Source organism: Jiangella rhizosphaerae, assembly GCF_003579925.1.
Classification (GTDB): Bacteria; Actinomycetota; Actinomycetes; order Jiangellales; family Jiangellaceae; genus Jiangella; species Jiangella rhizosphaerae.
Genome location: NZ_QUAL01000028.1, coordinates 1 through 10,983, shown reverse-complemented (window position 1 = coordinate 10,983; position 10,983 = coordinate 1). Strand labels below are relative to the sequence as shown.

At 72.4% G+C, this 10,983-nt stretch carries 12 protein-coding genes; 10 read left to right on the top strand and 2 right to left on the bottom strand.

Going from position 1 to position 10,983, the window contains the following annotated elements:
- From DY240_RS03240 to aroF, 3 genes are all read left to right on the top strand, one after another.
- A partial coding sequence (locus tag DY240_RS03240) for a PASTA domain-containing protein (protein ID WP_119658528.1) occupies positions 1-977 on the top strand: 977 nt, incomplete at its 5' end.
- A 21-nt stretch (positions 978-998) separates the two neighbouring features.
- The gene (locus DY240_RS03235) at positions 999-1,871 is read left to right on the top strand and encodes a deoxyribonuclease IV (RefSeq protein ID WP_119658527.1); all 873 of its coding nucleotides are present in this window, start codon (positions 999-1,001) and stop codon (positions 1,869-1,871) included.
- A 119-nt stretch (positions 1,872-1,990) separates the two neighbouring features.
- Positions 1,991-3,046, top strand: a complete 1,056-nt coding sequence (gene aroF, locus DY240_RS03230) for a 3-deoxy-7-phosphoheptulonate synthase (RefSeq protein ID WP_119658526.1) — start codon at positions 1,991-1,993, stop codon at positions 3,044-3,046.
- A gap of 4 nt (positions 3,047-3,050) precedes the next feature.
- Here aroF and DY240_RS03225 read toward each other — a convergent pair whose 3' ends face one another.
- Positions 3,051-3,959, bottom strand: coding sequence for a sulfite exporter TauE/SafE family protein (locus DY240_RS03225; protein ID WP_119658525.1), 909 nt, complete (start codon positions 3,957-3,959; stop codon positions 3,051-3,053).
- 228 nt (positions 3,960-4,187) lie between these two features.
- On the bottom strand, positions 4,188-5,210 hold the full coding sequence (locus DY240_RS03220) for a threonine aldolase family protein (protein WP_119658530.1): 1,023 nt from the start codon (positions 5,208-5,210) through the stop codon (positions 4,188-4,190).
- Positions 5,211-5,288: 78 nt separating this feature from the next.
- On the opposite strand from DY240_RS03220, the gene DY240_RS33960 reads away from it, so the two are divergent.
- The 7 genes from DY240_RS33960 (at position 5,289) to DY240_RS03190 (ending at position 10,213) form a co-directional block, all read left to right on the top strand.
- Complete coding sequence (locus tag DY240_RS33960; protein ID WP_369124115.1) at positions 5,289-5,360, top strand: putative leader peptide; 72 nt, start codon at positions 5,289-5,291, stop codon at positions 5,358-5,360.
- A 47-nt stretch (positions 5,361-5,407) separates the two neighbouring features.
- Entirely contained in the window at positions 5,408-5,935 is a 528-nt protein-coding gene (locus tag DY240_RS03215; protein WP_158602717.1) for a winged helix-turn-helix domain-containing protein, read from the top strand.
- Positions 5,936-6,045: 110 nt separating this feature from the next.
- Complete coding sequence (locus tag DY240_RS03210) at positions 6,046-7,080, top strand: sulfate ABC transporter substrate-binding protein (RefSeq protein WP_119658523.1); 1,035 nt, start codon at positions 6,046-6,048, stop codon at positions 7,078-7,080.
- 65 nt (positions 7,081-7,145) lie between these two features.
- Complete coding sequence (gene cysT, locus DY240_RS03205; protein ID WP_119658529.1) at positions 7,146-7,889, top strand: sulfate ABC transporter permease subunit CysT; 744 nt, start codon at positions 7,146-7,148, stop codon at positions 7,887-7,889.
- The gene (locus tag DY240_RS03200) at positions 7,882-8,694 is read left to right on the top strand and encodes a sulfate ABC transporter permease (RefSeq protein WP_119658522.1); all 813 of its coding nucleotides are present in this window, start codon (positions 7,882-7,884) and stop codon (positions 8,692-8,694) included. The genes cysT and DY240_RS03200 overlap by 8 nt, the downstream gene beginning before the upstream one ends.
- The gene (locus DY240_RS03195) at positions 8,691-9,698 is read left to right on the top strand and encodes a sulfate/molybdate ABC transporter ATP-binding protein (RefSeq protein WP_119658521.1); all 1,008 of its coding nucleotides are present in this window, start codon (positions 8,691-8,693) and stop codon (positions 9,696-9,698) included. Before DY240_RS03200 ends, DY240_RS03195 begins: the two co-directional genes overlap by 4 nt.
- Entirely contained in the window at positions 9,695-10,213 is a 519-nt protein-coding gene (locus DY240_RS03190) for an NAD(P)H-dependent oxidoreductase (RefSeq protein ID WP_119658520.1), read from the top strand. Before DY240_RS03195 ends, DY240_RS03190 begins: the two co-directional genes overlap by 4 nt.
- The last annotated feature ends 770 nt before the right edge of the window (positions 10,214-10,983 follow it).

The window sequence follows — 10,983 nt, the reverse complement described above, 5'->3', positions numbered from 1 at the left end:
CGGCCGCCGGCTCGCGGGCCGGTCGCCCGGCCGACGCCCGCACCCGGGCCGCCGCCGGGCATCGCCGCACCGAGCAGGCGCGCAGCCGCCGCGGCCTGTACCTGTTCCTGTTCGTCCTCCTGCTGGCCATCGGCGTCGCCACCGCGGCCTGGTGGTACGGGTCCGGACGGTGGGAGTCGACGCCGTCGCTGCTCGACCTCACCGCCGAGCAGGCCGAGGCCCGGGCCGAGGAGTCCGGTTTCACCGCGGTCAACGGCGGCGAGGAGTTCTCCGAGACCGTCGAGGCCGGCCTGGTGCTGCGCACCGAGCCCGCCCCCGGCGAACGGCTGCTCGGCGGCGGCGAGATCACCTACGTGCTGTCGCGCGGCCCCGAGCGGTACGAGGTCCCTGAGCTGGTGGGCCGCACCGTGGACGAGGCGAACGAGCTGGCCGAGCCGTTGTCCATGACCGTCCGTGTCGAGGACGAGGTCTACCACGACGAGGTGGAGGCCGGGCTCATCCTGACCCAGAGCGTCGAGCCGGGCGAGCAGGTGCGCCGCGACACCGAGATCGCGGTCACCGTGAGCCGCGGCCCGCAGCCGCTGGAGATCCAGGACTTCACCGGCCGCTCGGCCGAGGAGGCGCGGACGGCGCTCACCGAGGCCGGCTTCCAGGTCACCACCGAGGAACAACACTCCGACGACGTCGAGGCGGGCGTGGTCATCTCACAGAATCCCGCCGGCGGCACCGGTTTCCGTCACGACGAGATCACGATCGTCGTCTCACTTGGACCGGAATTGATCGAAGTTCCGAATGTGCGCGGCGAAAGGGTCGAGAACGCCGAGAGAATTCTGCGCGAGGCCGGCTTCGAGGTCGAGGTGGTCAACCTGTTCCCCGACTTCAGTGACAACGGCCGGGGCGACCGCGTCCAGAACCAGGAACCCGCGGGCGGCGAGCTGCTCGCGCCCGGCAGCGTCGTCCGCATCATCCACTTCTGACCCCGCCCACCGAGGACGCTCGTGACCGACGCGCCGGCCCTGCTGGGCACCCACCTCCCCGTGGCGGGAAAGCTGGCCACGCTGCCCGAACGCGCCGCGGGCGTCGGCGCGTCGTCGGTGCAGGTGTTCCTCGGCAACCCGCGCGGCTGGGCGGTGACGCCGGGCGACCCCGAGGCCGACGCCGCCTTCCGTGACGCCGCCGCCGAGCACGGCCTGACCGTCCTCGTGCACGCCGCCTACCTGGTCAACCTCGGCAGCCCGGTGCCCGAGACGGCACACCGCTCGGCCGCCGCGCTGGCCCACTCGCTGCGCCGGGCCCGTGCCGTCGGCGCGGCCGGCGTCGTCGTGCACACCGGCTCGTGCGTCACGGCGGGCAGCCGCGACGCAGCGTTGCGGCAGGTCCGCGAGCTGCTGCTGCCGCTGCTCGACGAGCTGGACGGCGCGCCCGGCGGGCCGGAGCTGCTGCTCGAGCCGACCGCCGGCCAGGGCCAGTCGCTGTGTGCGACGGTCGACGACCTCGGGCCGTACCTCGCCGCGCTGGACCACCACCCGCGAGCCCGCGTCTGCCTCGACACCTGTCATCTGTACGCGGCCGGCCACGACCTCGCCGCGCCGGGCGGCATGACGGCGATGCTCGACCGGTTCGCCGACGTCGCCGGCGCCGACCGGCTGGCCGCCGTCCACGCCAACGACTCCATGGACGGCTGCGGCTCGTTCCGCGACCGGCACCAGCGCATCGGCAAGGGCCACATCGGGGCGGCGGCGTTCGGCGAGCTGCTCCACCACAAATCGGTCGCCGGATTGCCGGTGGTCCTGGAGACGCCCGGCGGCCCGCCCGCTTATGCCGAAGATCTTTCGCTGCTGAAGGAATTACAGCCGAGTTCCCGGAAATAACAACATGAGATGTCAAGTGACCTGATTGTGACCAACTGTCTTACTCCCCGGACAAGCCTGCCGAACTAGGCTTTCAGTGCCCTAGTTTCGAGACTGGGGACGAGGCGGGAGGTTGCGTCATGGTGGTCGTGATGTCGCCCGATGCGACGCCGGAACAGATCGAGGCCGTCGTGTCGCGGGTCCGCACCACCGGTGGCGAGGCCTTCGTCAGCCGCGGCGTCCAACGCACCATCATCGGCCTGGTGGGCGACGTCGACCACTTCCGCGCGCTCAACCTGCGCAGTCTGCCCGGTGTCGCCGACGTCATCGCCATCTCCACGCCGTACAAGCTGGTCAGCCTCGACCACCAGCCGGTCCGCAGCACCGTCGTCGTGGGCACCGGTACCGGCGCACGCCCGGTCATGATCGGCCCCGACACCTTCACGCTCATCGCCGGCCCGTGCGCCGTCGAGTCGCTGGAGCAGACGCTCGAGGCCGCCGAGATGGCGAAGGCGGCCGGAGCGACCATGCTGCGCGGCGGCGCGTTCAAGCCCCGTGCCGCGCCGCGTGACTTCCAGGGCCTGGGCAAGGTCGGCCTGCACATCCTGGCCGAGGTCCGTGAGGTCACCGGCCTGCCGGTGGTCACCGAGGTCATCGACCCCGGCGACGTCGACCTCGTCACCGGGTACGCCGACATGCTGCAGGTCGGCGCGCGCAACATGCAGAACACCGCGCTGCTGCAGGCGGTCGGCCGGGCCGGCAAGCCGGTGCTGCTCAAGCGCGGCATCCAGGCGACGGTCGACGAGTGGCTGATGGCCGCCGAGTACGTCGCCCAGCGCGGCAACCTCGACATCGTGCTGTGCGAGCGCGGCATCCGCACCTTCGAGACCGCGACGGCGACGACGCTCGACATCGCAGCCGTGCCGGTCGTGCAGCGCCTGTCGCACCTGCCCGTCATCGTCGACCCGTCCCACTCGGCCGGGCGGCGCGACCTCGTCCTGCCGCTGTCGCGGGCGGCCATCGCGGTCGGCGCCGACGGCATCCTCGTCGACGTCCACCCCGACCCCGAGGCGGCGCTGTGCGACGGGCCGCAATCGCTGGCCGGCGCCGACGTCCGCGAGCTGGCATCGACGCTGCGGCGGCTCATCCCGGCGTCCGGCCGCCGGCTGGGCGACCCCTCCCCCGTCGGGCTGTAGGGCCTCAGCCGACCCGCACCAGCTCGGGCTCCGCGGCGGCGACCGCCCGCTGCTGCCGGAGGTGCGCGCGGATCGAGTACGCCAGCGCGGCCGCCCACACGACGGCGACCACGACGTAGACGGCGGCACGCACGCCGCCGGGCGCGTCGACCCAGTCGCTGCGCAGGATGGTCCGGCCGTTCGTCAGCACGATCATGCCGCCGACGGCCGAGCCGAGCACCCGCGGCGGGACGACGCGCACCAGCCAGGCGGCGATCGGCGCCGCGACCACGCCGCCGGCCAGCAGCACGGCCACCCACGCGAAGTCGATGTTCTCGGTGCCCAGCCCGATGAGGAAGCCCGCGCTGGCGGCGACGGCGACGATGAACTCGCTGGTGTCGATCGAGCCGATGACCTTGCGCGGCTCCATGCGGCCGCTGGCCAGGATCGCCGGCGTGCCGACCGGGCCCCAGCCACCGCCCCCGGTGGAGTCGACGAAGCCGGCCACCAGGCCGAGCGGCGTGAGGAACCGCCGGCCGAGCGGCCGCGGGTCGCGCCGCGCCGGCAGGCCGCGCAGCGTGAACCGGACCAGCAGGTAGACGCCGAGCGCCAGCAGGATCAGCGACATGACCGGCGCCGCGGCCTCGGTGGACAGGCTGGACAGGAAGGTCGCCCCGGCGAACGCCCCGATGGCGCCGGGGACGCCGATCTTCGCGACGACCTTCCAGTCGACGTTGCCGAACCGCCAGTGCGACAGGCCGGAGACCAGCGTGGTCCCGATCTCGGACAGGTGGACGGTGGCCGACGCGGCGGCCGGGTTCGCCGTCACGGCGAGCAGCAGCGTGCTGGAGGTGACGCCGTAGGCCATGCCGAGACTGCCGTCGACGAGCTGGGCGGCGAAACCGACCAGGCCCAGCAGGACGAGGGTGCGCACCCGGCGGCCTCCAACCATCTAACCCGTCAGAACTATAGGAATAGTCGCCTAGGCCGGGATTGTGGTCAATGGATGGACGCCGTCATCTCGCAGTACGGACGCGCCGACGACTCTCACACCCCGTTGATCATGGAGAAATCGGGGTTCGCCCAGCGGCGGAACCCCGATTTCTCCATGATCAACAGTTGACGGCGCCGGGCGGAGGGGCCGGCGTGGGGAGGCGCGGCGTCAGCCGCGGACGAGGCGGGCCAGGACTCCGGCGGCCTGCTTGGCGTCGTCGCCGGTGACGTCGAGGTGCGTGATGAGGCGGACCAGGCCGGGACCGACGACGCCGGTGAGCACGCCCTCGGCGGCCGCCCGCTCGACCAGCCCGGCCGCGCGGTCGCCGACGTCGAGGATGACGACGTTGGTCTCGACCGTGGCGGGGTCGACGGCGGACGGGTCGGCCTCGGCGACGGCGTCGGCGATCAGCCGGGCGTGCGCATGGTCGTCGGCCATCCGCTCGATGTGGTGGTCCAGCGCGTACAGGCCGGCCGCCGCCAGCACGCCGGCCTGCCGCCAGCCGGCGCCGAGCCGCTTGCGCCACACCCGCGCCTCGGCGATCGCGGCCGCCGGCCCGACGAGGACCGAGCCGACCGGCGCGCCCAGTCCCTTGGACAGGCAGACCGAGACGGTGTCGAACAGCCGGCCGTAGTCGGCCAGCGCGACGCCGGTGGCGACGTGGGCGTTCCACAGCCGGGCGCCGTCGAGGTGCAGGCGGACGCCGACCGGCTCGGCCAGCGCGCGCAGCTCGCGCAGCGTCTCCAGCGGCTGCACGGTGCCGCCGGCGAAGTTGTGGGTGTTCTCGACCGCGATCGCCGCCGTCGAGACCAGGTACGGCCCGGCGTCGGGTGTCATCAGGCGGCGGACGGCGTCGAGGTCGACGTGGCCGCGCGGGTCGGACCAGGTGCGGGTGGTGACGCCGTGCCAGACGGCGTGCGCGCCCAGCTCGGCGCGGACGACGTGCGCCCGCTCCTCGCACAGCAGCTCCTGACCCGGCGCGACCAGCGACCGCACGCCCAGCACGTTGGCCAGCGACCCGCTGACGGTGAACAGGCCGGCCTCGTGCCCGAGCAGCCCGGCCACCCGCTCCTCGAGCGCGTGCACGGTGGGGTCCTCGTCGTAGACGTCGTCGCCGGTCTCGGCGCCGGCCATCGCGGCGAGCATGGCGGCGGTCGGGCGGGTGACGGTGTCGCTGCGCAGGTCGATCACGCCCACACCATAATCCCCGGGTTCCCACGATGCGGATGGCCGGTTGCTTTCCCATCAACTCCATAGGAAATTGGTGGCGTGCCCAGGCTGCTGCTCACCCAGCGACGCGCCGTCGATCTGATGCGTGTCGCCAGCCAGCTCTGTCGCTGACTCCCGCTCCTCACACTGCGGTCCACCCACCCTCCCCGGGAGTCACCATGTCTCTTGCCGCCGTGCCCCCGTTGTCCGCCGTCCCGGAACCGTCGCCGCTCGGCCTGGTCGTCTTCGTCGAGGTCGACGAGGCACTGGCCGGCCGGTCCGGCACCACCGTCGTCGAGCTGGCCGAGCTGCTGCGCGAGTTCGCCCAGGAGCTGCTGCCCACCGCCGAGACGTCGGCCGCGATCGCGCTGCGCTCCCCCAGCCACGCCGGCGCCCAGCTGCGCGCCGTCAAGGCCGCGATCGAGGAGCCGGCACCGGGGTTCCACCTTGACCACGCCGCCCGCACCGCCGTCGTCGACGGGCGGCCGGTGGCGCTGACCCACCGCGAGTTCGAGCTGCTCGCGTACCTGATCGAGAACCGCCGCCGCGCGGTGACCCGGTCCGAGCTGATCGACGAGGTCTGGCCGCTGGCCACCCGTGCCGGCACCCGCACCGTCGACGTCCACATCCGGCGGCTGCGGGTGAAGCTGGGCCCGCACGGACGGCGGATCCGCACGCTGCGCGGGCACGGCTACCGCCTCGACTGACCACCATGCGAACGAATCTCGCTCAACATGCGAGATGGGACTATTGACTACTAATCCACTCTGATTACTATGACTCGCCGTTCCACACCATCGAATCGAGGGGCACATCCATGAGCACCCGTTCCAGAGCAGCGATCGCGCTCGTCCTCGCCGGCGGCCTGGCGGTCGCGGCCTGTGGGGGCGACGACGCCGACACCGCGTCCGGCAGCGGCGAGGAGACGACGTTGTCCATCGTCGGCTTCGCGGTCCCCGAGGCGGCCAACGTCGCCATCGCCGAGGAGTGGAACCAGACCGACGAGGGCGCCGGCGTGCGGTTCCGCAGCTCCTACGGCGCGTCCGGCGACCAGAGCCGCGCGGTCGAGGCCGGCCTCGAGGCCGACTACGTCCACTTCTCCGTCACCAGCGACGTGACCCGGCTGGTCGACGCCGGCCTGGTGGAGGAGACCTGGGACGATGGACCCACGAAGGGCGTGGTGTCGTCGTCGGTGGTCGTGCTCGCGGTGCGGCCGGGGAACCCGGAGAACATCCAGGACTGGGACGACATCGTCCAGCCCGGCATCGAGATCGTCACGCCGAACCCGGCGTCGTCCGGCGCGGCCCGCTGGAACGCGCTGGCGGCGTGGGGACACGTCGCCGCGAACGGCGGCACCGACGCGGAGGCCGAGGAGTTCGTCCGGCAGCTGTTCGCCAACGTCGTCTCGCTGCCCAACAGCGGCCGCGACGCCACCACCAGCTTCCTCGGCGGCACCGGCGACGTGCTGCTCGCCTACGAGAACGAGGCGATCCTCGCCACCCAGAACGGCGAGGAGCTGGACTGGGTCATCCCGGAGACCACGATCCTCATCGAGAACCCCGGCGCGGTGCTGAAGGACGCCGACCCGAAGGCGCAGGAGTGGCTGGACTTCGTGCTCAGCGCGGAGGGCCAGCGTCAGTTCGCGCTGAAGGGCTTCCGGCCGGTCATCGACGGTGTCGACATCAGCGGTGTCGAGGGCGCCCAGGACCCCGACGACCCGTTCCCCACGCCCGCCCACCTGCTCACCGTCGAGAACGACTTCGAGAGCTGGAGCGCGCTGTCGGAGAAGTTCTTCGACGAGGAGACCGGCATCATCACCAGGATCATCGCCGAGTCCGGGAAGGCGGAGTGAGCTCAGTGCCGGTCGTCGCCGGCGGGCGGCTCACCCGCGCCTCCGGGCTGGGCCTGGGCGTCGCCATGCTCTGGTTCAGCCTGCTGGTGCTGATCCCGCTGGCGGCCGTCGTCGCGACGGCGGCCGCCGGCGGGTGGAGCGGCTTCTGGCAGGCGGTGACCAACGAGCAGACGGCGGCGGCGATCCGGCTCACCGTCGGGACGGCGATGCTGGTCACCGTCGTCAACGTGGTGATGGGCACGCTGATCGCATGGGTGCTGGTGCGCGACCGGTTCCCCGGCCAGCGGGCGCTCGAGGTGCTGATCGACGTGCCGTTCGCGCTGCCGACGATCGTCGCCGGACTGGTCCTGCTGTCGCTGTACGGGCCGGACAGCCCGCTCGGCGTCGACGTCGCCAACACCCGGGCCGCGGTGTTCCTGGCGTTCCTGTTCGTGACGCTGCCGTTCGTGGTCCGGACGGTGCAGCCGGTACTGGCCGAGCTGGACCCGGAGGTCGAGGAGGCGGCCGCGTCGCTGGGGGCGTCGCGGTTCACCACGTTCCGGCGGATCGTCCTGCCCGCCCTGGCTCCGGCGATCGCGGCCGGCGCGGCGCTCTCGTTCGCCCGCGGCGTCAGCGAGTACGGCTCGCTGGTGCTGCTGTCGGGCAACCTGCCGATGCAGACGGAGGTGACGTCGGTGCGCATCCTCAGCAGCATCGAGAACGACAACCTCGGCAACGCGGCGGCGGTCGCGACGGTGCTGCTGGCGGTCTCGTTCGCGGTGATCGTCGCGCTCGACGTCATCCAGCGCCGGGTGGGCCGCCGTGGGTAGGGGCCGCGGGCCCGGCCGGTGGGCGGCCCGCGCCGTCGTGACGGCGTACCTGGTGCTGCTGGTCGCGTGGCCGCTATGGCTGGTCGCGCAGCACACCTTCGCCGACGGCCTCGACCAGCTGCGCGGCATCGTCGACGACCCCGACGTCGCGCACGCGCTGCGGCTCACCGTCGTCGTCGCGATCCTGTCCGTCGTGCTGAACACGGTGTTCGGCGTCGGCATCTCGCTGCTGATCGTGCGGTACCGGTTCCCCGGCCGGCGGCTGCTCAACGCGCTGCTGGATGTGCCGCTGTCGGTGTCGCCGATCGTGGTCGGGCTGGCGCTGGTGCTGGTCTACGGCGGCCGCTCCGGCTGGTTCGGCCCGGCGCTGGAGGACGCCGGGCTGCAGGTGGTCTTCGCGACGCCGGGCATCGTGCTGGCGACCACGTTCGTCGCGTTGCCGCTGGTCATCCGCGAGGTCGTCCCCGTCCTGGAGGAGATCGGCACCGAGCAGGAGCAGGCGGCGCAGAGCCTCGGCGCGACGGCCGGGCAGACGTTCCGGCGGATCACGCTGCCGGCGATCAAGTGGGGCGTGACGTACGGCGTCGTGCTCAGCCTGGCCCGGTCGCTGGGCGAGTTCGGCGCCGTCAAGGTCGTCTCCGGCAACGTCCTCGGCGAGACGCGCACCGCCACGCTCGTCGTCGAGGAGAAGTACCTGAACTTCGACCAGGGCGGCGCGTACGCGACGGCGTTCCTGCTCGCGCTGGTCGCCGTCGCCTGCATCGTCGTCGTCTCGATCATCCGGCCGAAGGAGGAACCCCGATGAGCATCGAGGTCACCGGCGTGTCCAAGCGCTTCGGCGACTTCGTGGCGCTCGAGGACGTGTCCGTCAGCATCCCGTCCGGGCGGCTCACCGCGCTGCTCGGCCCGTCGGGCGGCGGCAAGTCGACGCTGCTGCGGATCATCGCCGGGCTGGAGCGGGCCGACGCCGGCACCGTCGGCATCGAGGGCCTCGACGCCACCGGCCTGCCCGCCCGCAAGCGCGGCGTCGGCTTCGTCTTCCAGCACTACGCCGCGTTCAAGCACCTCACCGTGCGCCGGAACGTCGCGTTCGGCCTGGAGATCCGCAAGCGGCCGAAGGAGGAGATCCGCCGCCGGGTCGACGAACTGCTCGCGCTGGTGCACCTGGAGCAGTTCGCCGACCGGCTGCCGGCGCAGCTCTCCGGCGGCCAGCGGCAGCGGATGGCGCTGGCCCGCGCGCTCGCCGTCGAGCCGAAGGTGCTGCTGCTGGACGAGCCGTTCGGCGCGCTGGACGCGAAGGTGCGCAAGGAGCTGCGCGAGTGGCTGCGCCGGTTGCACGACGAGGTGCACGTCACCACCGTCTTCGTCACCCACGACCAGGAGGAGGCGCTGGAGGTGGCCGACGAGATCGTCGTGATCAACGACGGCCGGGTCGAGCAGATCGGCACGCCCGACGAGCTCTACGACTCCCCCGCCAACGACTTCGTGATGCGCTTCCTCGGCCCGGTCACACAGCTGGGCTCGCAGCTGGTGCGGCCGCACGACGTCGCGGTGGCTGTCGGCGCCGACGACCCCGACGCCGTCGCCGGCCGGGTCGCGCGGGTCGTGCGGGTCGGGTTCGAGGTGCGGGTCGAGGTCAGCACCGGCGAGCAGCTCGTGCTCGCCACCATGACCCGGACGGAGTTCCTCCGCCTGGGTGTCGACGTCGGGACGACGGTGTCCGTGCGGGTGGTGCCCGGTGCGCCGGTCGTGCCCGTCGTCCCGGACGGTTCGCCGGTTCGATCGGGTCTGGAGGTTCACGCGGGATGAGCATCGTGACGGTGGTCGGCAACCCGAAGCCGGGGTCGCGCACGCTGGGCGTGGCGACGGCGCTGTCGTCGGCGATCGCCGCGCGGGCGGGCCTGCCGGACGGGCCGGTGTTCGACCTGGCCCGGTTCGGCGGGCAGTGGCTGGGCGCGCTGTCGCCGGACGGCGAGGCCTCACTGGCCGCTGCCGCGGAGGCGTCGGTGCTGGTCGTGGCGACGCCGACGTACAAGGCCAGCTATACCGGGCTACTCAAGGCGTTCCTCGACCGGCTGCCCGGCGGCGCGCTGCGCGGGACCGTCGCCGTGCCGGTGACCGTCGCGGCCGCTCCCACGCACCGGTTCGTCGCCGACCTGCAGCTGCGTCCCGTCCTCGCCGAGCTCGGCGCCAGCCTGCCGGTCCCCTCGTTCGTCGTGGAGGAGCGGGAGTTGCCCGACCTGCTGCCACTGGCCGAGCGCTGGGCGGCAGACCACGGTCCGGTGCTGGCGGCGACGGCCGGTGCGTTGGCGGCGGTCGCCTGAGCTGGCCGGTTGCCGCGTTGGCCGTCCCCCTGCGCGTTGGCCCCGTCCCCCTGCGCGTTGGCCCCGTCCCCCTGCTGCCCGATTGTCTTGGCCGCGTGCGCGCGCCTCAAGTCCGCGCGCGTTGTTGTTGGGGCTCCGCTGTGGTTGGGGCGCTTGGACTTGACCCGCGCGCCCGCGGCAAAGAACGGGCAGCTATCAGGGGGACGGGGGAAGAGCGGCGACGGCTGCCTCGGGCGTTGGCCCCGTTACGGTGTGGCGTTGGTGTCGTGGGGCGTCCACGTGGTGAGATTTCACCGTGATTCGGGGGCCATCACGAGGATTACCCCAGCGTCAACACCCCTGCAGTCATGGTGATGCTCGCGGAATCCTCGTGATGTAGGCGATCCTGGATGATCATGGCAGTCCTGAGCCAGGCAAAGCACGCGAAACGGGCACGACACNTGATCATGGCAGTCCTGAGCCAGGCAAAGCACGCGAAACGGGCACGACACGCGTGAGGCGTGCCCACATCCTCCCCGTCCCCCTGATAGCTGCCCGTTCTTGGCCGCGCAACCGCGGGTCAAGTCCAAGCGCCCCCACCACAGCGAAGCCCGACCACAACGCGCGCGGACTTGAGGCGCGGTTGCGCGGCTAAGAGAATCGGGCAGCAGGGGGACGGGGAGCCCCCAGCGCACGTGAACCCGACAACGGCCTAGGGCGCGTCTCCTTATTGGCGTAGCCAGATGGTGACGGCGGCGAGCACGATGCCTCCGCGGTAGGTGAGGGCGAGC